The organism is Pseudoalteromonas sp. AWH4_217 (genome assembly GCF_056161105.1).
The window spans coordinates 31,482-53,943 of sequence record NZ_JBSWYM010000022.1 but is presented as its reverse complement, the minus strand read 5'-3'; the positions used below and the strand labels follow the sequence as shown (position 1 = coordinate 53,943).

Annotated in this window: 17 protein-coding genes; 3 read left to right on the top strand and 14 right to left on the bottom strand. The window is 50.5% G+C overall.

The genetic code is table 11. The features are described 5' to 3' along the window. Positions 1–184: 184 nt before the first annotated feature. A complete protein-coding gene (locus ACXAH1_RS21290) occupies positions 185–4,237 on the top strand; it encodes a S8 family serine peptidase (RefSeq protein ID WP_475199455.1) in 4,053 nt (1,350 codons plus the stop codon). A gap of 309 nt (positions 4,238–4,546) precedes the next feature. Here ACXAH1_RS21290 and ACXAH1_RS21285 read toward each other — a convergent pair whose 3' ends face one another. Next, positions 4,547–5,011, bottom strand: a complete 465-nt coding sequence (locus ACXAH1_RS21285; RefSeq protein ID WP_253050753.1) for a DUF2721 domain-containing protein — start codon at positions 5,009–5,011, stop codon at positions 4,547–4,549. Continuing rightward, positions 5,011–5,514, bottom strand: coding sequence for a TlpA family protein disulfide reductase (locus ACXAH1_RS21280; protein WP_475199453.1), 504 nt, complete (start codon positions 5,512–5,514; stop codon positions 5,011–5,013). Before ACXAH1_RS21280 ends, ACXAH1_RS21285 begins: the two co-directional genes overlap by 1 nt. A 303-nt stretch (positions 5,515–5,817) precedes the next feature. Between ACXAH1_RS21280 and ACXAH1_RS21275 the strand changes: the two genes are divergently transcribed. Then, positions 5,818–6,243 carry a YqaA family protein gene (locus ACXAH1_RS21275; RefSeq protein ID WP_475199452.1) on the top strand — a complete coding sequence of 142 codons (426 nt, stop codon included), beginning with the start codon at positions 5,818–5,820 and terminating at the stop codon, positions 6,241–6,243. Positions 6,244–6,260: 17 nt separating this feature from the next. Here the strand turns inward: ACXAH1_RS21275 and folX are convergent, their stop codons facing one another. The 6 genes from folX to ACXAH1_RS21245 form a co-directional block, all read right to left on the bottom strand. Further along, a complete protein-coding gene (folX, locus tag ACXAH1_RS21270) occupies positions 6,261–6,626 on the bottom strand; it encodes a dihydroneopterin triphosphate 2'-epimerase (RefSeq protein ID WP_054017373.1) in 366 nt (121 codons plus the stop codon). A gap of 9 nt (positions 6,627–6,635) precedes the next feature. Then, positions 6,636–7,190: a GTP cyclohydrolase I FolE gene (gene folE / locus ACXAH1_RS21265; protein WP_054017374.1), complete on the bottom strand. Its 555-nt coding sequence runs from the start codon at positions 7,188–7,190 to the stop codon at positions 6,636–6,638. Between the two features lie 35 nt (positions 7,191–7,225). Continuing rightward, positions 7,226–7,933, bottom strand: coding sequence for a dihydromonapterin reductase (folM, locus tag ACXAH1_RS21260; protein WP_475199451.1), 708 nt, complete (start codon positions 7,931–7,933; stop codon positions 7,226–7,228). 148 nt (positions 7,934–8,081) lie between these two features. After that, positions 8,082–8,918, bottom strand: a complete 837-nt coding sequence (gene nadE, locus ACXAH1_RS21255) for an ammonia-dependent NAD(+) synthetase (RefSeq protein WP_475199450.1) — start codon at positions 8,916–8,918, stop codon at positions 8,082–8,084. Positions 8,919–9,029: 111 nt separating this feature from the next. Next, positions 9,030–9,647: a YceH family protein gene (locus tag ACXAH1_RS21250; RefSeq protein WP_475199449.1), complete on the bottom strand. Its 618-nt coding sequence runs from the start codon at positions 9,645–9,647 to the stop codon at positions 9,030–9,032. Positions 9,648–9,778: 131 nt separating this feature from the next. Next, the gene (locus tag ACXAH1_RS21245; RefSeq protein WP_475199448.1) at positions 9,779–13,093 is read right to left on the bottom strand and encodes an ATP-binding protein; all 3,315 of its coding nucleotides are present in this window, start codon (positions 13,091–13,093) and stop codon (positions 9,779–9,781) included. Positions 13,094–13,378: 285 nt separating this feature from the next. On the opposite strand from ACXAH1_RS21245, the gene ACXAH1_RS21240 reads away from it, so the two are divergent. After that, positions 13,379–15,670 (top strand): penicillin acylase family protein, encoded by a 2,292-nt coding sequence (locus ACXAH1_RS21240; protein WP_475199447.1) that lies wholly within the window; start codon positions 13,379–13,381, stop codon positions 15,668–15,670. Here ACXAH1_RS21240 and ACXAH1_RS21235 read toward each other — a convergent pair. The 6 genes from ACXAH1_RS21235 to ACXAH1_RS21210 all read right to left on the bottom strand — a co-directional run bounded on the left by ACXAH1_RS21235 (position 15,667) and on the right by ACXAH1_RS21210 (position 22,411). After that, positions 15,667–16,719 (bottom strand): GGDEF domain-containing protein, encoded by a 1,053-nt coding sequence (locus ACXAH1_RS21235; RefSeq protein ID WP_475199445.1) that lies wholly within the window; start codon positions 16,717–16,719, stop codon positions 15,667–15,669. The two genes, ACXAH1_RS21240 and ACXAH1_RS21235, sit on opposite strands and share 4 nt — an antisense overlap. An 88-nt stretch (positions 16,720–16,807) precedes the next feature. Next, positions 16,808–17,680, bottom strand: a complete 873-nt coding sequence (locus ACXAH1_RS21230; RefSeq protein ID WP_253050774.1) for a multidrug transporter — start codon at positions 17,678–17,680, stop codon at positions 16,808–16,810. A gap of 194 nt (positions 17,681–17,874) precedes the next feature. Then, positions 17,875–18,567: a pseudouridine synthase gene (locus tag ACXAH1_RS21225; protein ID WP_475199444.1), complete on the bottom strand. Its 693-nt coding sequence runs from the start codon at positions 18,565–18,567 to the stop codon at positions 17,875–17,877. 43 nt (positions 18,568–18,610) lie between these two features. Next, the gene (locus ACXAH1_RS21220) at positions 18,611–19,744 is read right to left on the bottom strand and encodes a TIGR02281 family clan AA aspartic protease (RefSeq protein ID WP_475199442.1); all 1,134 of its coding nucleotides are present in this window, start codon (positions 19,742–19,744) and stop codon (positions 18,611–18,613) included. Positions 19,745–19,750: 6 nt separating this feature from the next. After that, positions 19,751–20,632, bottom strand: coding sequence for a dTDP-4-dehydrorhamnose reductase family protein (locus ACXAH1_RS21215; protein WP_475199439.1), 882 nt, complete (start codon positions 20,630–20,632; stop codon positions 19,751–19,753). 279 nt (positions 20,633–20,911) lie between these two features. After that, positions 20,912–22,411 carry a peptide MFS transporter gene (locus ACXAH1_RS21210; protein ID WP_475199438.1) on the bottom strand — a complete coding sequence of 500 codons (1,500 nt, stop codon included), beginning with the start codon at positions 22,409–22,411 and terminating at the stop codon, positions 20,912–20,914. Positions 22,412–22,462 lie beyond the last annotated feature (51 nt).

Below are 22,462 nucleotides of genomic sequence, written 5' to 3'. Positions count from 1 at the left end.
TACAGTTTCAAATTTCTTTATAAACATGGGGTTACAGTGAGACATGTGATTTGCTTGCAAATTTTGTAACTTCTTTGTTTGTTTAATATTGTAATTAACCGCGAAGTCACATTATATTGATGAGCGAATCTACTCTCTAAAATTAAAAGAAACATCATTTCAACAACAAGTCCTAGGGGAAACTATGGCCAAGTATTCATTTAAAGCCACCGCGGTAGCAACAGCTGTCTCTGGTGCATTGATGGCAGCATCTGCCACGGCTGCAACGCAGCTTCCAGCAGCTCCTGCTTCTTTGAAGGTACAAGCTGAAGCACTCAGCAACCCGCAACAGGAAAGAGCAGAAGCGTTCCTGGTTGTTCTGAAACAATCTACAGCGGTTGACCTGATGTCTGAAGGCACGTACAGCGCTGAAGCTGCTAAGCAAACTTTCTCATCAGTGCAACAAGCTCAGTTCCAGATGAAAGAGCAAATGCGTGCACTTGACCCGCGGGTGAAAATCCTAGGCTCAACGAAAGTACTAGCCTCAACACTGATCGTACAAGCGTCTGAAGATGCACTGAAAGCACTCAGCAAAAACGAAATGGTTGACCGTATTCTTCCACTACGTGAAGACCGCTTGTTTGTTGAAGCAAGTTCTGACTATATCGGTGCGACTAAAGTTCGTAACGAACTAGACGTAACAGGTAAAGGTGTACGTGTTGCTGTACTAGATACTGGTATCGACTACACACACAAAGTATTCAATGAAGCAGCTGGTACGCTAGATGACTATAAAGCGGCTGCTGAAGATCCAACAACAGTAAGCTGGCCACAGGGTATGGTCGTAGGTGGTTACGACCACATGCGTGATGACCCAGATCCGATTGAAGACGATCCTACATACCGTCCAGAGGCAGATGAGCTGTCTGACCACGGTACACACGTATCGCACGATTTAACAGGTATCGCTCCGGACGTTGAGCTTTACGTTTACTCTGTATGTGGCGGCGGCTGTCCTTTCGATGCACAGGTTAAAGCGCTTGAGTCTGCAATGGATCCAAATGGTGATGGCGACATCAGCGACCGCGTAGACCTGATGAACATGTCACTGGGTGGTGAGTTTGGTGATACTGATGTTTCTTCTGGTACGGGCTACCTGATCCATCGTGCTGTTAAACTAGGCACGAACATGATTATCTCTGCAGGTAACGATGATGACATTCCGTTCCGTGTTGGTGGTCCAAGTACAACGCCTAACGCGCTGTCTGTAGCCTCTTTGACGCACCCTACATTTGAGCGCTTGTTCGGTGAAGCAACGGTTGCTGGCGAAGCAACGGTCGTTCAACCTGCAAGCTTTGGTCCTCAGGTTGCGTTTGACTTTACTCAAGACAATGCTGAACTGGTTTACCCAGAAGCAAACCAAAACGGTTGTGATCTGGACGAAGATGCAAACCCGTTTGCAGACATGGACTTTACTGGTAAAGCAGTACTGATTGACCGTGGCGCCTGTGCGTTCACTGAGAAAGTACTGAATGCCCAAGAGCGTGGTGCAGTATTTGTATTCATCGCAAACAACAACGATGACGGCACTCCGGCGCCTATGGGTGGTAGCGACGATGCTGTGACTATCCCGTCTGCAGGTCTGAACTTCGCAGCAGGTGCAAAACTTAAAGAGCAAATGAAAGATGGCGGCAAAGCCACTTACAGTGTCTCTGGTGTTGTTAAAGCGTCTCCGGGTGGCGTATCTGACTTCTCATCACGTGGTCCTTCAATGGACGGCCTGCTGAAGCCTGAAATTGCGGCTCCGGGTTCAAACATCCTGGCTGCGGCTCCGGGTACGGGTGATCAGCTACACCGTAAGTCTGGTACCTCTATGTCTGGCCCAATCACGGCTGGTGCATTGGCGCTAGTGAAAGAAGCGCGCCCTGAGCTTGATGCTCTGGAAGTTAAAGCGATTCTGATGAACACCGCTGACCTGAACATCACGGTTGAATCAACAAACGTAAACCCTGACTCACCGCTGGCACCTATCAGCCGCATCGGTGCTGGTCTGGTTGACGTTGAAAAAGCCATTGCGTCTCCGGTTGCAGCTTGGGTAGACCTGCCTGAGTTTGACACTAAGCAGGCGGCATTGTCGTTCGGTGCTAAGCGTCTTGCAGAGACTCAAACTTATACTAAGTCTGTAGTACTACGTAACTACTCAAACGAAGAACGCACATATAACCTGCGTATGGACCACCGTTATCAGAACGATGTGGATTCAGGCGCTGTAACGTTCGAACACCCAGCACAGGTTATTGTACCAGCGGGTCAGACAATTCTGATTGACGTTGACATGACGATTGATCCAAGCAAGCTACCTGAGTTTGGCATCATGAACCCGTTCGACAACGATGAACTGGCGAAAAGTGTTGAAGCACTAGACCTGGCTGAGTACGACGGTGCGCTAATCTTTGATGATGCTGCAACTGAAGGCGACCACGATCTACATGTTGTTTATCACGTGCTACCAAAAGCAGCGGCAGATGCTGAATTCAGCATCGAAGCGGGTGAGCAAATGTCATCGCTGATGGTTGAGAACACCGGTGCTGTGGCTATCTCTGGTATGGCTGAGCAAGTTGTATTGACCAGCGAAGATGATGATCGTCGTTTTGACATCAAAGCAGTGACTACAGCTGCATTCTTGAACGACAACTGTGATTCTGGCATCTCAACTTCTTTCTCACTGCAGTTACAAGATGGCATTAACCACCTGCGTCAGGCGGGCTATCGTCTTGAGTTAGACCTTAACAACGACGGTATTGCTGATAAGTTCGTAACGAAACTGAACGATACCGGTAATAACCCTGCAGTACGTGGTCGTAGCCGTACGCTGATTGGTTCAATCGTTAATGGCGATGACCAGTGGGAGTGGGGTACACCTATGCTGCACGAGTCAGGTGAAGACACTGTGACCTTCACAGCGTGTTCTGACCTGTTTGGTTTGAATGCAGATATGGTTGGCATGCCAGTTGGTGTTGAAGCGTTCGTTGGTGAAGCACACTGGCAGTCTGGTATCTGGGGTGCGCCAATGGATTCAGCGAACGGTGGCTTCATCTTCGGTATGAACCCAACTGTGGCACTGAAAGACGGTGAAGGCGAAGCGCTGAAAGAGCTGGCGCCTGGTGCAAAAGCGACTGTTGAGTTCGATATGCCGTTTGCATTCACATCAACTGCGGGCACAAACGTAATGGCAGTTGTTCCTGGTGACCTGGACGTACCTGCACTACCTGAGCTGGTTGTTGAGGGTGACCTGAGCGTGAGCGAAAACGCTGAGCCAATGCCTGTTGCAACAGTGAGCTTCGGTGATGAGTCTCCAGCGTTCCCAATCCTGGGCTACCGTCTGGATGGCATGCACGCTAGCAGCTTCGCAATCGATAACAAAGGGGTTATCTCTCTGGTAAGCTCTGAGTACCTAGACTTTGAGATGGGCGTTGAAAGCGTAGAGCTGAAAGTGATGGCGATGGACACTATGGGTTCTTCGACTATGACTGACATTGAAATCGCAGTGACCAATGAGCATGACGAAATGCCTGTGGTTGCACACGGTCAAATGTTCAGCATGATGGACGGTGCACCAGCAGGTACAGTCGTTGGTATGCTTGACTACTCTGTATTTGAAAGCGCAGCTGACGGCATTGTTGGCGGTGAAGTAGAAGGCACTGACCTGTTCGAAATCAACGAGAAAGGTGAGCTGGTAACAACGGCTGAAATCAACCAGCTGGCAGTACCAAGCTATACATTCAAAGTGATGGTTGAAGACAGCGTAGGCCTGAAGTCTGAGATGGTTGAAGTTACTGTTGATGTTGTACTGAATCCTTCATTACACGCACCAGTGATTGACCACGGTCAAATCTTCTCTGTAACTGAGAACGCTCAGCTGGGCACTGTTGTTGGCAGACTGGCTTACTCTGACCCTGATGCAGACGTATCACCAGTGACTGAGTTCATCGTAACTGGTACTAACCTGTTCACTGTTGACGCTGATGGCGCCATCCGTGTGAGCGGCGAAATTGACTTCGAATTTGAAAAAGAAGTGAGCTTCCAGGTTCAGGCGAAAGACTCTGCACAATTTGTATCTGAGGTTGTAACTGTACGTGTTAACGTGACTAACGTAACCGGTGGTGATGACAATGACGACGACGATTCAGGTTCACTGGCTTGGTTGACGTTACTTGCAGCACCGTTTGCAGCACTACGTCGCCGTAAGCGTAAGTAAGCAACTAACTAAGCATTAGTTGAAAAACCGCCCCGGGCTTCCCGGGGCGGTTTTTTTATGTGTGCAGCTGAATAAAATAGTACGCTGAAATTGAACTGGATGAGGACCCCGCTCAGAGTGTGGTATGTAATGCGGCTCGGCATCTGCAAGGGGCGAGCGTAGCTAAAGGTTGGGGATTCAGTGAGAAGTAGGTTGCAAAGGAGTTTTGAGGCCGCCGCTCAGGCTGAAGTCTCAGGCTGAGCGATGCGTTGAATGTTTCTGATTGGCGGGTATCTGACAGCACGGCTCTGCCAATCCGTATCATTGGTATTAGTCACCAATGTCTTTAAAGATCATGCCCCGGCGCATGCTGCGAGTGGCGAGAAAGACTTCGGCCAGCAATGCCACAAATGCGCAAATCAATAGCAACATAGCACCAATAAAACAGCTGGAGAGGGTAACGCCCAGTGACAGTGTGTACAGGTGAGAGACAAATAGCACCATAACGACGGCACAGACCAATAATGCAGACAGAACACTCATACTAAACGCAACGTGAATGCAGCGAGAACGTTTGAGCAGGGTGCGCATTTCGCGGGTCAGGTGGCTTTTGAGTTCTTCATCCTGACTATTGTTGAGCTTGCGATCCAGCAATCTGGCGCGGTCGGTGATGCGGGCCAGGCGATTCGATAATACGCCTAATGTGGCCGCGATACCGGTGATCAAAAAGACCGGGGCGACGGCAGTTTGGATCACCTTAGCCATGGTCAGTATACTGACGACATCCGTGTTCATTACCAACGGACCTGGTCGATAATGCCGGGCTGTTCGCCAATGAGTGTTTTTACTACCCTGTTGTGTTCATCCAGCAGAATAAGACGCGGGATCCCTTTATTTGCGTAGTGCTGATAAATCTGTCTATCCGGATCCGCAACCAGTGTAAAGTCCACTCCGAATGACTCACGAAATGCAGAGAGTGTTTTGTCGTCTTCTTCCCGGCCAATGGCGACGACCTGAAGTGTGGGATCTGCCAGTAGGTTAGAGGCTTTCAATTCAGTTAAGGTTCGTTGGGAATCAGAGCACCAGGTGGCGAACAGGATGACTAACTTTTTGCCCTGAGCTAACTGCACAGGCTGACCGTCAATATTGATCAGTTGAGTATGCTTGAACAGCTCTCCAGACTGGATATAGGTTTCATAGCCTTTGCTGTGAGGAGCGGGATCGGGTGTAGCGTTACAGGCACTGAGTTGGGCACCGAGTGCGATAACCAAAGTGGCCATTGCGAGAGGTTTTATCATTATTATGGTCCTTGCGTTACAATACCCCCCATTAATGCGTATTTTTCAGGTGAGCGCAAGTTTCAGCGGTGTATCCGCTTGCCCTCTTCAGAAACAGACCAACTCAGAATTACACCAATTTGCTTAATTAAGTGTTCTATTTTGAGGCGAGAAAACAGGGTCGATAACAAGGCAAAAATTTTGCTATTTAGTTGCTCTAAATGAGAAATTTTTAACACAGTTAGCGTCATATTTGCTCCTTCAAATTGAACAGGTATTAAGTGAAATTAGTTTCACACAGGCCATTGGTAGACGCCCATTATTATGTTGTATACATCGTTGTTTTTATCTGCCTTTATTTCCGCTACTTTGCTACCGGCTTCTTCAGAGCTCTTGCTGTCAGGATTGGTTGTACAGCAACAAGGCGCGCTGTGGTTATTGTGGCTAAGTGCCACTGCGGGCAATGTGCTGGGCAGTGTGATTAACTACTATTTGGGGACCGCGGTGAGCAGGTTTGAGGGACGACGCTGGTTTCCGGTTTCCAGATCAGCCATGGATAAAGCGCAAAGACAGTTTCAAAAATATGGCTCCTTTAGCTTACTGTTTGCCTGGTTACCCATTGTTGGCGACCCATTGACCCTGATTGCGGGCGTATTTCGCGTTCGCTTCGGGCTTTTTTTGTTGCTGGTATTTCTGGGCAAAGGCTTACGCTATGCCGTGGTGATAGGACTGGCAGCGGGCTTAGTGTAAACCGCTGCCAGACAAGGTCATGCAGGCTTGCGCCACTCCAGTGTTAAGGACACGGAATCGGCAAAGCGCAGTGCATGTGGCTTATCGACCCTGACTTTGGCATAACTGACATCTGGGTGCTGATGGCATTCAGTCAAAATGTCAGCAACCAGCTTCTCCAGCAACAGAAAGTGGCCGTCTTCCACTTTGGCGATCACGGCTTTGGTGATGGTTTTGTAGTTCAGCGCATGACCAACTTCATCATGAAATAAGCATTCCGCATCGGCGGGGTAATGGATCTCGATATTGATCACGACATCCTGCTTTTTTTCTCTTTCTTCGGGATTAAACCCAATAAAAGTGCGTAACCTCAGATTGGTAATATTGATGATCGCCGTGTGCATAAGCGGTCCTTAGCGTTTTAGTAGTTGTAAGAATTCATTGCGTGTTTTGGCATCTTCACGGAAGTTACCCAGCATGACTGAAGTACGCATCTGTGAATTTTGTTTTTCAACACCACGCATCATCATGCACATGTGTTTGGCCTCGATCACCACGCCTACACCGCGGGCTCCGGTAACCTCTTCGACTGCCTGCGCAATCTGATGAGTCAGCTGTTCCTGGATTTGGAAGCGGCGCGCGTACATATCCACAATGCGTGCAAACTTAGATAAGCCTAACACCTTGCCATTGGGAATGTAAGCAATGTGTGCACGACCAACGAAGGGCAGCAGGTGATGTTCACACATTGAATAAAGCTCTATGTCCTGGATGAGAACCATGTCATCAGCATCAGAGCTAAATACGGCATTGTTGGTCACATCACTCAGCTCCTGGCGATAGCCCTGAGTTAGATATTCCATGGCCTTAGCTGCACGTTTCGGGGTATCAAGCAGCCCTTCACGATCTTTGTCCTCGCCAACGGCGGTGATAATTTGCTGGAAACTGCTTTTTAATTCTTCATGCATAATAAAACTCACTGTAGTTGATTCGCTCAGGCCTGCTATTTCAGGTGGCGGCCTCCGTCAACGGCCAGGGTGCGGCCGGTGATGTAATTACTTTTACGCAGCAACTCGACGGCGTCGATCACTTCTCGACAGCCCGGTTCAATGCCCATGATGGATTTCTTCAATGTCTTGGCCTTATATTCTTCACTGTCATCCTCGTTGAAAATGATCAGCGAGGGCGCCACTGAGTTGACCTTAATCTTAGGTGCGTACTTGGCAGCAAAGGAGCGACTGAGATTATCCAATGCCGCTTTACTGGCAGCATAAGCAATGTGTTTTGGGCTGCCTTTTTCGACCACATAATCTGTAATATGAATGATATCGGCCGTACTTTCATGGTTTTGCAGCAAAGGCGCCAGCCCCATATTAAGTAGATAGGGAACCTTGGCATGTATGTGCATCATGGCATCAAATAGTGCATTGTGATCCGGATTACGCGCTTCACAGTCCCAGCTTGATGCATTATGTATGACGGCACTTAACGCATTGGTATGCTGCTGAACCTGTGCGATCAGTGTTGCAACGGCATCTGGTTGATTGAAGTCGGCCTGAATACAGGTCACGCCTTGTTCAATCAGCGTATCGATGATCGGGTGTTTTGTGCGATATGTCATGATCACGGGGATGTCTTCAGCAACAAAGTGCTGAACCATCGCCAGCCCTACACGTTGTGCGGCTCCGGTAATCAAAATCGGCGATGTCATTGGCATGTATCCTTCTTTGCAGGTTTAACGAGTAAAGTGCGCAATCGGGCGCGCAGTAGAATAAGCGCCCGGGTTAAGCCCCGCGTTGTGCGTCTGGCTTTGTACGTGAGGTAACGCAGGCCAGATCACAGGGCATTGCGTCTGTCACTTATTCACTGTCGTAGATGGTGGGGATAGGCTGACGCTTGTGTTGTGTTTTCTGATAAATGCCGATCAGCAGTTGCTCAACATCCAGGCTGACAGGTTTGCCTTCCAGGAAGTCATCAATATCATCATAGCTCAGGCCAAGTGCTTCCTCATCAGCAAGCCCCGGGCGATCGCATTCCAGATCGGCAGTTGGGGTTTTATGTACCAGTGATTGTGGTGCACCCAGGTAGTCGGCCAAAGCCCGTACCTGTCGCTTGGAAAGGCCAAACAGTGGCGCCAGATCGCAGGCACCATCGCCAAACTTGGTATAAAAGCCGGTAATATTCTCTGCGCTATGATCGGTTCCGACCACCAAGCCTCTTGTCAGGCCAGCGATTTCATACTGCGCAACCATACGTTGTCTGGCTTTGACATTGCCTTTTACAAAATCAACCAAGGTGGCGTTGGGCACTGTGGTGTCGCTGTCTTGCATAGCCTGAAGTGCCTGCTCGTGCATAGCATCAGCAGCCGCCTTAATATTAACGGTTAAGCGTTTGCTGGGTTGAATAAACTCCAGCGCCTGCTGTGCTTCGTCTTCGTCAGCTTGAGTGCCGTATGGCAAGCGCATGGCAATAAACTGATAACCCTGGCAACCTTGTTCGGCATTCAGCTCGTCAATTGCCAGTTGGCACAAACGGCCACAGGTTGAGGAGTCAACACCTCCACTGATCCCCAAAACCAGACTATGGCAGTGGGCTGAAATCAGCGTGTGTTTAATAAACTGAACACGTCGGGCGACTTCCGCCGCGACATCAATGGTAGGCTGAACTTTCATTTCAGCGATGATCGCTTCACGCATGGTGTTTCCTCTTACCACCCGTACTCTACGGCTGGTCCAATTATGTCTGATTGTTCTAAGTTTACTTGAATTTGTTACAGATTAGATCTGTTTCTTGCGCTGTTGTGCTTTTCACAGGCCCAGGTGTTGCTTGATGGTTTGCAGCTCTTGTTTGAGCTGATCAATTTCCTGCAGCAGTTCATCCAGGTTCACGGTTGGTTCTGATGCACTTTCTTGTGCTTGTTCGTAATCTTCCGGGTTACCGAACAGATGCTGGTAACGCGCTTCTCGTTTGCCGGGCTCTCTGGCCAGGCGTATGGCAAGTTCTTGTTGTTGCAGCTCATTCAGTGCTGCCTCTACCTCGCCAACCGTTGCAAACTCTGCCAGTCGGCCACTGCGGGTGCGTAATTCTCCGGGGGTCTGGGGTCCACGCAACAACAATAAACAGACAACGGCGCGTTGTTGCTCGGTTAGCTGCAGGCTGCCAAATTCGCTATTGCAAAAGCGATGCTGATATTTGTTTACCCTGCCGGATAGTCCCTCGTCACAAACGACAATGCGTTTCTGCTCAAGCTGAGCCAGAGCGTCCAGCACGTCAGACTCGGTCAGAGACATCACCGGTTCCCGGTTTGATTTCTGATTGCACGCATTGGTCAGTGCATTGAGTGAGAGTGGGTACTGGTCTGGGGTTGTCGTTTGCTTTTCCAGCAGACAGCCAATGATCCGCTGTTCAATCTTGGATAAATTCATATCTCTTCCCTAGTATCATGTGCCGCAGGCAGTGTGCAGCAAATCAGGTTTTTTCATGACTTAACTCTATGCGATTTGAACCGCCTTGCATAGTGGCCTCAGATGAATGAAGGGCACTTTTAGTAGCCTTATCAGCAGGTTTTGGCCTCATCGACCCAGCGCTGTAACATTTTACTCAGCGCATTGAAATTGATGGGCTTGCTAAGATAGGCGTCCATTCCGGCAGCCAGGCACTTTTCTTCATCACCTTCCATGGCATTCGCTGTCAGGGCAATGATAGGTGTTTGCTGATGTTGCTCGCCCGCAATGCCCGCACGGATCTCTTTGGTGGCTGTGTAGCCATCCATCTCTGGCATTTGGCAATCCATGAGAATGATAGCATAAGGCTCCTCTCGCACTTTGAGATGGCCAATCGCCGCCAGGCCATTGTGAGCACAGGTGACACGGGCGCCCAGCTTTTCGAGCAGGGTGGTTGCAACGGTTTGGTTAATCTTGTTGTCTTCTACAAGCAGAATATCGACATCCAGGCAGACGTCTTCGGCGATTTTGGCGGCAATGGGTTCCTTGCGTTTCACCAAAGATAGAGCATTGGCTGGGGTCAGCGGTGCCAGTAGCAGGTTATTGGATGAAAACTGAGGCCAGGCTTCAGTTTCCTGCATCGTGTGGCACAGCAGAGCATAGTTGAGATGCTTGACTTTAATCAGTTTTATCAGGCTTTGTATGTCTGAGTCCGACGAGTTGCTGAGCACTTGTGTGGCAATGATCAGGGCGGGTTTATGTGACTCCTTGGTGTCGTAGAATTCTAGCATTTGCGCCACGTTCTCAAAGTGCTCGGTTGGGATATGCCAGGCATCCAGCATATGCCGTGCAGCCAGATCGGAAGGTGAGTGCGCATCGATAACATACAGGCTGTCATTATTGGCGTCGAGCGCCCGGATTGGTTGTGGATCACTGAGCTCAATATAAAACGTAAAGGTGCTGCCAATACTGGGTTTGCTGTACGCGTTGAGGGCGCCGCCCATAAGTTCGCATAACTGTCTGGCTATGGTGAGCCCCAGCCCCGTGCCGCCGAACTTACGCGTAGTCGAGGGATCGGCCTGTGTAAAAGAATCAAAAATTTTACTAAGCTGTTGCTTGCTAATCCCTATGCCCGTGTCTTCGACACTGCACCATAAGCGTGACTGGTCACTGGTGCGCTCGGTATAGCATGTCAGGGTCACTTTACCACCTTCGGTAAACTTGACGGCATTACTTAGCAGGTTGTTGAGCACTTGTTTGAGCCTGTGCGGATCTGTCTTCGCGTACTGATATTGCATATTACGACTATCAATAAAGAGTTCAGTTTGCTGATCATTGGCTCGTGGTGCAAAGGCTGCAAAACAGTCACTGATAATTTGGATCAGGTCACATTCAATCTGCTCAATATTCAGTTTTCCGGCTTCAATCTTAGAGAAATCCAGGATGTCGTTGATGATAGTGAGCAGTGACTCCGCCGAGCTTTGAGCAAGCGACAGATTACGCTGTTGCGTGTCTGTGAGTTGCGAGTTACCGAGTATCTCCAGCATACCAATAATGCCGTTCATCGGGGTGCGGATTTCGTGGCTCATACTGGCCAGAAAGTCGGCTTTAATTTTGGCGGATTGTTCAGCCAGCTCTTTTTCTATAATCGCTTTACGTTTAGCCTGCTGCTGTTGTTGCCCGCTGAATAAACTGGCCAGCATTGCGGCAATGGCATGCACAAAGCGCCTGTCACTGTCCGTCCAGTCCGGGTACGGATCACCGTATTCAGTACAGAGTATCCCGCAGACGGCGCCGCGATGCAGAATGGGCGTGATAAGCATCGCTTCGACTTCAAAGGGGTCAAGGTACTGGTCGGCCAGGGGCCGGGTGATCGGGTGCTTGGTTGCTGTACTGGCCTCTATAATTTGCTTACTGAGTACCGCTGAAAACAGGCCCGGCAAGGTCGCCTTGCGCCAGGGCGGGAAGTGCTGCAAGCTATCTCGACGGGTATTGCTGAAACAGGTTGGATAAAGCAGTGTATGATCGTCACTGAGTAGCCAGATACTGGCACGAGATGCGCGAGCGGCCTGACAAACCGCGTCAGTACATAATTCCTGGGCGCGATCGGTGTGATTGTTGAGGATGGCCTCATGAGTACTGAGTTGGGCCAGTAGCTCATTATTTCTGGCCACTTTTTCATGCTCTATCGCCATTAGCTTACGATCATTGATGTTTTGCACTGAACCAAACACCTGCGAGGTCCAGCCATTGTGCTGTTTTGCCTGAGCTTTTATGAGCACCCAACATTCTTGCCCTTTGTGTGGCTGGACGATGAATTCATCTTCAAAGGGTTTGCCATATTTGATCGCCTGAGTCATATGATCCTGAAACTTCTTGCGATGGGGTCCCTCTTTGAAAAACTCGGTACTACTCATCCAGGTGGGTTGATAGTGTGATGGTACGGCAAAGATTTGGCGTGTTACATCCGACAGCGTGATGTGATGAGACGCCAAGTCAACCGACCAGGCCCCCACTTTTGCCAGCGAGCCCATATTGGTTAGCGCATTGGTTTTATTTTTCAGCTCAGAAAGCAAGCGCGTGTAAAAAGAAAATGCACAGAAGAAGAATATCACTATGGTCAGCAGCGCCAGTCGAAAAGGCCATAATGCAGCTGATGAGGCCTTCCATCCATAGCGCGGAGCTGCGTACATCACCCAGCTACCCGATGGGACATGAATGGTGAATGCCAGTGGGTTATGCTCCTGAATCGTAGGCGAACCATAGAAGTACTCACCGCTGTCGCCCAGGCCATTTCGGCCCTGAATCGCTATCAGGTAATCGCCTTCGAGCTTATTCAGTGACACTTGATCATACAGTTTGGGCATATCAATCACGACCGAGAGGAGTCCCCAAAAATTGTCTTTATCAACATACACGGGGATCCGTGCGATCAACGCCATGCCGCCCTGAATGAGCTCTAGCGGACCTGCCAGGACGATATTGCGAGTGTCTCTGGCTTTAATAGCGTCTTTCTTTTGCTGTGGGTGAGTAAGGTAATTGAGCCCAATCGCTTTTTCATTTCCTTCGAGGGGGTACACCAATTGTAATACCATATCGGGCGCGGCGCCCACATTACGCAACACTTTGCTGGTTTCGAACAAAGGGGCGGCAAATCGCTCAAACTGTGTCTGATCCAGGTTTGGCTGAGGCGCAAGGGCAATGGCGAGTCCCCGAACTAATTGAATATTCGCGGCCAATGTGCCTTCAATCTGAGTGCGATAAACGTTGAGCTCTTCATAAGTGCGGTTTTTCTCAACTTCAATCAGGCGGCGTTCGTTGATGCTATCGATATACCAGCCTGCTGCCAGGATCACCAATAAGAGTGCGCCCACTATAAAGCGGGTTAAAAAGGCTTTCCTTGACGACAGCACGTGTTTGGTCTGCATGTAAACGTGAAAAAATATCCTTGAATCATTTAACTATAGTTGTCTGTATGAAAACTCGCCAAGACCCAGGGTAATTTATGCCTGAAAAATGCTGCCATCAACGATAGCTGTTGTATAGGGACTCAGGACAAGAGTCAAAGCGTGTGTTGTGTCTGCTCTTTTTACCGGAAGCACAGGCGTGTCTGAGTGGGAAGTCACAGATCTGTCATGCAATACGGTAATGCAATACAGGGTAATTAGCGCTAAGCTGGCTAGGTCATTAATCACTCATAATAAGGAGAGAGTATGCTGACTTGGTTAAGGCGTACAGTGGCAACTTTTGTGTTGCTGGCACTGGCTGCCAGTGCAGTCGTGTACGGGATCTTATCACTGAGCTTGCCTGCACTCGATGGGCAGGGTCAGTCAACGGCGATAAGCGCACCGCTGACGTTGGAGCGAGATGCGCTGGGCCAGAGCGTGATCACTGCGCAGAATCGTGATGATGCCGCGTATGCACTGGGCTTTGCACATGGTCAGGATCGCTTTTTTCAGATGGATCTGTTGCGTCGCAATGCCGCTGGAGAACTGAGCGAGTTATTTGGCGAGGCTGCCATTGAGCTTGACAAGCGTTTGCGGTTTCACCAGTTTCGAGCTCTAAGCCAGACTATTTTTCAGCAACTGCCAAAGTCAGATCAAACTTTGCTTACGCGGTATACGCAGGGCGTGAATGAAGGACAAGCACAAAGTGGTATGAAAGGGTTTGAGTATCTCCTGTTAGGTGCAGACGCCAGACCCTGGCAGGCAGAAGACAGCTTGTTGGTTATCTTTAGTATGTACCTGGATTTACAAGAAAGTACTTTAAAAAGAGATGAGTCACTCATTTTAGTCGAGTCTTTGCTTGGCAAAGAAATGATAGATTTTATCATTCAGCCTAGCAACTATCAGGCTGCGCTGGATGGAAGTGAAGTCCATCAAAGTGATGTGGTTATCCCTAAAATAAGCGACATAGCTCACTTTGATGTGTGGCGTAAGATTTCAGAGTTACCGCTTTATGGGAGCAATAACTGGGCTGTGACTGGAAGGCACACTTATACAGGCTCAGCAATGCTATCAGACGATATGCACTTAGGTCTGAATGCGCCGGCTATCTGGTATCGGGCACAACTCAATTACAACACCGCTGCTGGCAACCCCGTGCAGGTATCTGGTGTCACTTTGCCTGGTGCACCTGCTATTGTTGTGGGCAGCAATAACCATATTGCCTGGGGATTCACCAATGGTTATCTGGATACTGCAGACTGGATCAAACTTGACCCGCACAGTGATAAAACCTGGCAGGTCACAGAAGAGTTGCGATTGCCAGGTGGGAAGAATCAGGAATTCATCCTGACGCTAAGCGACTACGGACCTGTTAAACAGATCCAGGGCGAAGCCTATGCGCTGAGCTGGGTGGCACATCGGGACTACGCGGTCAATCTTGGCCTCACAGGGCTGGAACAGGCCATGTCCGTTGATGATGCATTGCTGCGGGCTGAGCATATCGCTATTCCGGTTCAGAATATGGTGGTTGTCGATGCAAACGGAAATGCGGCATGGCGGCCGACCGGTGCAGTGCCGGCCCGACAGTCTCCCAGTGATTTGGCCGTTGCCAGTCAGGATTACAGTGCTCTGTGGCAACGTAATGAAGTACACCGTCCGGTCGTGAAAAATCCTGCGGATGGTAAGATCTGGACTGCTAATTCCCGGGTTGTGTCGGCACAACAACACCAGCGATTTGGTGATGGGGGTTACGCACTGGGGGCCCGGGCTCAGCAGATCCGCGACCGGCTGATGGCACAATCCCAGTTTAATGAAGCCGATTTCATGCGCCTGCAACTCGATAATGAGGCTCGCTTTCTGATGCCCTGGCATCAACTGTTAAGCGAGTTACTTGAAAGCCGTAAAGCGCACTACTCACGTGACCTTGCATATTTAGCTGACTGGCAGGCATGTGCCTGTCCGGAATCGGTCGGTTATACACTGGTCAGGCGATTTCGAGACCAGACTATCGACGTGCTGTTTGCCCCGGTAGAAAATACTCTGCAACAAGCCGATGGCAGCTTGTCGCCTCTCAAACGCTATCTGGAACCAGCAGTGTGGCAGCTCATTCGTCAGCAACCCTCACAGTGGTTGCAAAAGTACAGTGACTGGGACACGTTGTTACTCGCGGCTTATGAGGCGGCCAAAGAGCAGCTGCGCGAGTCTGAAGGGCGTGACATGGCTGCGTGGCAGTGGGGGCGAGTAAATCAGCTTGAAGTTAAACATCCTTTTAGCCGACAGATCCCACTGCTCAGCGGTTTGCTCGATATGCCTGTAGTGGCTGGATTTGGTGACGCCTACATGCCGGCGGTTCAAAAACCGGCATTTGGCGCTTCCCAGCGCTTTATTGCCCAGCCCGGACATCTCGACAAAGCGATCATGAGTGTTGCTGGTGGACAAAGTGGTCATCCGTTATCACCGTTTTATCGGGCTGGGTTCAGTGGCTATGCACAAGGTGAAGCGGTGCCCTTGTTACCGGGTAAAATCAGCCATCGTATCACCTTTACTCCCATGAACTAACTGGACTGGGCTGCGGTCACGCGATTGCGGCCCTGTGCCTTACTGGTATATAGCGCGTCATCGGCCAATTGCAATGCCACTGAAAAGGGCAGGGCAGTATGCCACAGAGCCACACCGAAGCTCATGGTTGCGGTGAGCTCATTGCCGTTGAATTTCTGCATTTCAAGAGTTTGGCGCAGTGTTTCCAGGCGATGAACTGCTTGTTCCAGATTGCAGTCGACCAGTACCAACAGAAACTCTTCTCCGCCCCATCTCACAGCAATATCCTGATCGGTCACATGTTTGTGCAGAATATCTGACACGGTTTGCAGCACTTCGTCACCCATATCATGACCCAGCTGATCATTGATTTGTTTGAAATGATCTAGATCGGCCATCACCACACACAGTGACTGGTCATTGTGCGCGCAACTGGCATGAGCCCTTAAGATCAGCTCCTTTGCATAGCGGCGATTGAATAAATTAGTAAGCGGATCTCTCGCGGCCAGAGTCGCCAGCTGCCGACGCTGAATAAAGGTGCTTTCGCGTATCTGCCCAATGACGTAAATCATGGGCAGGCCGCAGATAAACACATTGATAAAGTGGATGGGCCGGGCGTAGTCGCGAAATGCAAAGGTGGTGTTTACCGTGTCATAAAGTTCAAACAGGACTGCAAACAACACAATTAAGCTTAAAGACAAAGTGATGGCAAGTCGCAGTTTTAATTGCATATCCAGGAGTAACATGCAGGCAATGGTCCACAGGTAATACTGAAAACCATAATCCATACCGAGCGTGGCGCAGACCAGCACGGAATGGACGGTCACTTCAATACAAAAGACCCTGAGGGCCAGGTGGCTGTGCCCCCGGTTGAGCAGATAAATACCTGTTGCCCAGGCGGTAACACTGGCGATATTGGCGATGGCCAGAATATAAACATGGCTGTACCAGAAGGCAAAAATAAACACCAGGTGCAAGCATAAACAGTAGTAAGCGACTTGCTTAAACAGTTTCACTTTGACCAGTTCAACCTCATCAGGCTGACTATAAAAATGTTGTGCAATCGGCACGTAAGGCACTCAGTCTTGATTGTTGCGATATCTTCAGTATAGAAAGTGCCGGCTATTTTTCCCTGAAAATTTACTTTGAACCAGAAACCTAGCCCATCATTACCAAAATGGCAGCCAATGCGATAAGCAACAGCCCCAGAGTGTCACGCCTGGCAACGGGGGTTTTTAACCACCAAAACGCGATGGCCAGAGTGAAAAAGACCTCAATCTGGCCGAGTGTTTTGACATAGGCCACATGTTGCAGGCTCATGGCACTAAACCAGCCAATAGAGCCGATGCAGCTGGTGAGACTGATGGCACTGGTGAGCCGGCGTTGCTGCCACAACGTGTGCCAGGAATTTTGCTCCGCATAACTCAGATAGATGGCCAACAACAGGGTTTGACAGGAGAGTACCAGTAACAGCACCCAGGCAGCACTATGTGGAAAGGGCAGCCCCGTGGTGAGGCTGGCCTCCCTGACCCACAAAGAAGTCAGTGCAAATGCGCCCCCGCAGGCGAGTCCGAGCAGTGCGGTAGCGGGGGCAAAGTGGCGTAATGTCACACCGCTAAGCAACAGGACTGCTACACCACCGAGCAGGACACCCAACCAGCCCAATGGACTGAGATGTGAGCCGAAAAAAGCCATCCCCAGCACTGCCGCAAGCAAGGCTTCGCTCTTAGCCAGACCCACACCAACGGCATAGTTGTTCCGCTTGAACAGCATCACCATCAATCCGGTGGCGATAATTTGCATGATACTGGCACCCAGTATATAGCTGATTAATGGCCCAGTTATGGTCAGCGCCGGTGCTGTCTGCCAGTGATACAGACCGAGCAGGTACAGGGCTGCCAGCGGTGTGGCGAGCAGAAAACGGGCAAGTGTCACGCTGGCTACACTGGCATGTTCACTGAGACGACTTTGCAGGGCATTACGCCAGGCCTGACTAAATGCGGCCAGACAGGTAAACGCTATCCACTCCATAGGGTATGAACTCTGATGATATCGGAACACAGAAACTAACTGGGCAAAGTGCGAATTACCAGTGCCTTGAAAAATATTCAGGATAACAGGGAGAAATAGTGGTGCGACAATATGCCGCAGTGCGTTGCCGTCAGCAGCTCGCTATACTGTGAAGCGATGCTACTTTTACCGCCCAGTAAGTTGGTTGGGCGGTATTATTTTTTCTTTTCTTCCAATACCAGCTGAGTGAACGGGATGGGCTGATATTCCCCTGGGGCCAGGGTTTCGGCATCCAGTACCAGGTTAGCAATGCGTGTCCGATATAAATCGATCACCCGATAACCGCAATGCCGTGCCATTTTTCGGATCTGGCGATTCATTCCCTGCGTTAACACGATAGTAATGGTATCCTCTGTAAGCGGCTCTACCCGGCAAGCTTGCGTCATCACACCATCGACGGGGACACCTGCACTCATACGGGTGCAAAATTGCGGATCAAATGGCTTGTCGACGACGACACGATATTCTTTTTCCTGGTGGTGATCGGGGTGGATGAGACGATTGCATAGTTCACCGTCATTAGTGAGCAGTAACAGTCCGCGGCTGTCTTTATCCAGGCGGCCAATGGGGTAGACTCGCACACCTGGTGGGAGGTGGTGGATCAGGCTGCTGGGATCGTCTGTGCGCAGTTTGCAGTCAATGCCCACCGGTTTGTGGTACAGATACAATTGTTTGGGAACCGGGCCGGTGATCTGTAAGCCACTCACGGTTATATGGTCGGCGTCGGTAACATGATCAATGTGATTTGCCGGATTACCGTTCACCCTGACCTGGGCTGCGTCGATCAGTCGAGAGGCTTGACGACGGGAACAGACGCCACAATGGCTCAGGTATTTGGCTAGGCGCATTGGCTGCATAATTGAGATAGCCTGGGAGCAAAAGCTCAGTATATCAAGGTTGACTGCGAGGACGCAAAATCAGCACAGCATTGCGCTGGTCTATGTCAAAATCAAAATGGCGCAGGAAGTTCATGCCCAGTAGCCCCGGACCAGCACGCATCTCATTCATGACTGCAAACTGCATGGGGCCTCTGAGCTGGTCACCTACCTGCATGTGCTCACTTTGATAGAACTCGACATTAGCCAAACCATTAGCCGTTGACACTGTTCTGGTATCGAGATATTCAACAGCCTGATCCAGCGCGGCAAATTGCTGCTGGGTCAGTGAGGTCACGCTGGCTCCGGTGTCGATCATCAGCTCAATGGTGCTACCTGCCAGTTGAGCTTCAAGCACAAAGTGACTACCCAGACGGCGTAGCGGCACATGTGTCACCCCCTGCTGCAGTGCCTGTGCCTGATTGTAAAGGGCTTCCACATCCTGGTGGTGGCGCAACGTATCGCTTGCCTGAGCAATCAAAAACAGCGCTTCGGAGGGCTGCAACAATGCCAGGTGCGCTTCTATCTGGTGCGTCAGTAGCGCCAGCATTTGCGGTTTTTCATCGTACCAGGGGGCGGCAAGCAGCAGTAGTTCATGCCACTTCTGTTGCTGCTTCAGTTCAACCAGGCGTGGTACCAGCAAGTCATCAATCAGAGTTTGCCAGCGAGAGTACGCGGGATTGCTTTGGTAGGCGACCATCAGTCGTGTAAGTGCTTCATCGGGCTGTTGCAGCGACTGGTAAAGGCGAATTTCAAGGCGCTGTACCACAAGCGCCTGTGGATCAATCCTGAGGTAACCCTGCACCAAAGCTAACTGGGCAAACAGCTGAGCCTCGCTGCTCTGATCAAGGTGTGCATTGATCCATTGCCACCACTGTTTGGCATGGCGGGTTGTTGCCCCAGGGTGAGTCTGGTGTGTCTGTAACAGATAAGCCAGCGCCTGTTCATAGTGTCCCTGCTGAAATGCCTGCTGGGCTTGGGTAAGTGAGACGGGTATTCGGTCTGAGCTGGTGCTCGGAGCGTCGGCGGGCGCAGCCGGTAGCGGGACTTTAGTCCTGGGGTGGACCGCTGTTGATGATTGATATAGCTGCCAGCCCAGATAAGCATTGAGTGCCAAAGAAAGGCCCAGAAGCGCAGAGTTCACCCGCATAATGTATTACCCCTGCAAATGGTGCTTAAGCGCGGCAGCTATCGCACCGGCAAAGTCTCGGTGGTGCGCAATGCCCAGTGCGTGCAAACGGGTGTCCTTGAGCGCACAGTTATGAGGGCGAGCCGCGCTGTGTGTGGGTTCTGGCAACGCGACAAGATTTGCTCCTTCTAACCCCAGCACGGTTGCCATGATCTGGGCCATTTTATACTTGGTCAGTGCCTGAGTATCGGACACATGGTAAACCCCACCCAGTTGCTCTTTTGGCAATGCGACCAGATCTGCCAACGTCAGCGCTATATCCTCAACATGAGTAGGGTAGCGGATCGCCCAGTCGTCAAGGGCACTGTACGGGTCCGATTTGAGTTGCTCGGCTATCACAGTGACTGCGGATTCTGCCAGATATTCGACATCCCCATACAGGACTGGTACCCGGATAACACAATGTGTGGGATCGCTCGATAGTACGGCTTGCTCGGCTTGTTGTTTGCTCTGCCCGTAAAAATTGAGCGGGTTGGTCGTGGCTTGTTCGATGTAAGGGGGCTCAGCGCCATCAAAAACATAATCGGTGCTGATGAAAAACAATCGGATACCACGCTGAGCGCACTGTTTTGCCAGATGTTCACTGGCGGCGACATTCAACGCGAGCGTTTGCGCATGGTCGTTTTCACAGACATCAGGTTTGCGCTCTGCGGCGGCATGGATGAGTATGTCCGGTACGTATTTATCCAAAAAAGCGCAGACCGCGTCTTTGTCTGATAAGTCCAGAGACACCAGTGGCGGGGTCGCCCGGCGAAATCCACAGCCAATAATGTGGTAGTGGGCTTCTAATATTTTAACAAGCGCGCGTCCCAGTAATCCGGTTGCGCCAGTGATGGCGATGCTTTGCATACTGTCTCCAATGTGTATCTGGCCGTTCTGTATAGGAAAGTGCATTTTAAAACAGGCGACATTATGCTTAACTTTCCGTTGCGTACTATGTTGCTTCTGTTGCCGCTGCCACACAGGTGAGACATCTGTTTTGTTGGCGGCAGCAAGCAAAGCAGCAGCTTTGCCAGCTTACCCAAATTCCAGACGGTGTCCAGATGGAAACCTTGATTTTCTCAGTCCGGGGTGCCCAACCAGGGCACCTGTTGATGAGGTAAGGGCCGGAGAAACCGGCCCTGGAACTTATGCTGTTTGTTGCTGACCCTGGCCTTCCCAAATTTTGGCTCGCAGGCCAAACAGGCCAACCAGGATCCCCACGCCGATACAGAACAGGCTAATTTGAAGATATAAATTTGGCATTTGCTCGACGTTTTCCGGGTCGAAGTTTCCGGCCAGCAAACCAGAGATGATGTTGCCTATCGAGTAGGTTAAAACGAACACGCCCATCATCTGACCGGCAAACCGTTTAGGGGACAGTTTACTCACCGCACTCAGGGCCACCGGGCTCAGACATAGTTCACCGACGGTATGCAGGAAGTAGGTGGTTACCAGCCACATAGGAGCAACCTTGAGACCCTGAGCTGCATATTGGGCGGCGAAGAACATAACAATAAAACCACTGGCCATGATCACCAGGCCAATCGCGCATTTTACTGTGTATGAGGGGGAGATCATGCGTTTTGCCAGGTTGATCCACAATGCGGCGAAAAAGGGAGACAGTACAATGATAAAAAAGGAGTTAGTGGACTGAAACCAGGCTGTCGGAATCGTAAATCCGCCAAGCAGTCGGTCGGTATAATCTCTGGCAAACAGATTCAATGAAGACCCGGCCTGCTCAAACCCAGACCAGAAGCAGGCTGAGGCCACACAGACCAGAAACAGTGCCCACATTTTGCGCTTTTCATCATGTTCCAGATTGCCCGCAAAATAAATAAATCCGTAATAGGCCAAAAAGATAAGGGTAAAAGCGATTGCGACGTACTGGGCGACAACAACCGGGTTGATGACCAGCACACCTGTGTAGGTCAGTGCCACGACACCGGCAACGGCGGTGATAACGGCAATGATGACTGACCAGGCTTTGCGGGCTTTCTCTGGAGACAGCGGGCTGCTGGGTTTATCGCCAACATGCGCGATATAACCCAGTGTTTTACGATACTGGATCAGGCCAACGCCCATGCCGACTGCGGCGGCACCAAATGCCCAGTGCCAGCCCAGGTTTTCCATAAAGTACCCGCAGATGGTGTAGCCTAGTACGGAGCCCACATTGATCCCCATGTAATACAAGGCATAGCCCCCGTCACGACGCTCGTCTTCATCGCGATACAGCTGACCAACCATGGCGCTGATATTCGGCTTCAGCAGGCCGGTACCCGCTGCAACCAGGATCAGGCCGATAAAAAAGGTTTCATGGGCTGGAATGGCCAGTACAATGTGACCGCACATAATGATGATACCGCCATACCAGACTGTGCGTTGACCGCCCAGCAGACGGTCTGCTATCCAGCCTCCGGGCAACCCCAGAAAGTACACCGCACCTGTGTACAATCCGTAGATAGCGGCAGCCGCTGCAACGGTGAACTCAAGGCCCTCTTCCTGTAAAGAGGCGGTCATAAAAAGCACCAAGAGTGCGCGCATGCCGTAGTAGCTCATTCGCTCCCACATTTCGGTGAAATAAAGCGTAGATAAGCCTTTCGGGTGGCCAAAAAACCCCGTATCAAGATGGGTATCCTGCGATGACATAATAGACTTCCGATTGTTGTTTTATTATACGAAAGTCTTATTAGTACGTGA

Bases quoted from the DNA above. Each gene is read 5' to 3' on its own strand.
- ACXAH1_RS21290 (WP_475199455.1), top strand. From the start codon at position 185: ATGGCCAAGTATTCATTTAAAGCCACCGCGGTAGCAACAGCTGTCTCT.
- ACXAH1_RS21285 (WP_253050753.1), bottom strand. From the start codon at position 5,011: ATGAACACGGATGTCGTCAGTATACTGACCATGGCTAAGGTGATCCAA.
- ACXAH1_RS21280 (WP_475199453.1), bottom strand. From the start codon at position 5,514: ATGATAAAACCTCTCGCAATGGCCACTTTGGTTATCGCACTCGGTGCC.
- ACXAH1_RS21275 (WP_475199452.1), top strand. From the start codon at position 5,818: ATGTTGTATACATCGTTGTTTTTATCTGCCTTTATTTCCGCTACTTTG.
- folX (WP_054017373.1), bottom strand. From the start codon at position 6,626: ATGCACACGGCGATCATCAATATTACCAATCTGAGGTTACGCACTTTT.
- folE (WP_054017374.1), bottom strand. From the start codon at position 7,190: ATGCATGAAGAATTAAAAAGCAGTTTCCAGCAAATTATCACCGCCGTT.
- folM (WP_475199451.1), bottom strand. From the start codon at position 7,933: ATGACATCGCCGATTTTGATTACCGGAGCCGCACAACGTGTAGGGCTG.
- nadE (WP_475199450.1), bottom strand. From the start codon at position 8,918: ATGCGTGAAGCGATCATCGCTGAAATGAAAGTTCAGCCTACCATTGAT.
- ACXAH1_RS21250 (WP_475199449.1), bottom strand. From the start codon at position 9,647: ATGAATTTATCCAAGATTGAACAGCGGATCATTGGCTGTCTGCTGGAA.
- ACXAH1_RS21245 (WP_475199448.1), bottom strand. From the start codon at position 13,093: ATGCAGACCAAACACGTGCTGTCGTCAAGGAAAGCCTTTTTAACCCGC.
- ACXAH1_RS21240 (WP_475199447.1), top strand. From the start codon at position 13,379: ATGCTGACTTGGTTAAGGCGTACAGTGGCAACTTTTGTGTTGCTGGCA.
- ACXAH1_RS21230 (WP_253050774.1), bottom strand. From the start codon at position 17,680: ATGGAGTGGATAGCGTTTACCTGTCTGGCCGCATTTAGTCAGGCCTGG.
- ACXAH1_RS21225 (WP_475199444.1), bottom strand. From the start codon at position 18,567: ATGCGCCTAGCCAAATACCTGAGCCATTGTGGCGTCTGTTCCCGTCGT.
- ACXAH1_RS21220 (WP_475199442.1), bottom strand. From the start codon at position 19,744: ATGCGGGTGAACTCTGCGCTTCTGGGCCTTTCTTTGGCACTCAATGCT.
- ACXAH1_RS21215 (WP_475199439.1), bottom strand. From the start codon at position 20,632: ATGCAAAGCATCGCCATCACTGGCGCAACCGGATTACTGGGACGCGCG.
- ACXAH1_RS21210 (WP_475199438.1), bottom strand. From the start codon at position 22,411: ATGTCATCGCAGGATACCCATCTTGATACGGGGTTTTTTGGCCACCCG.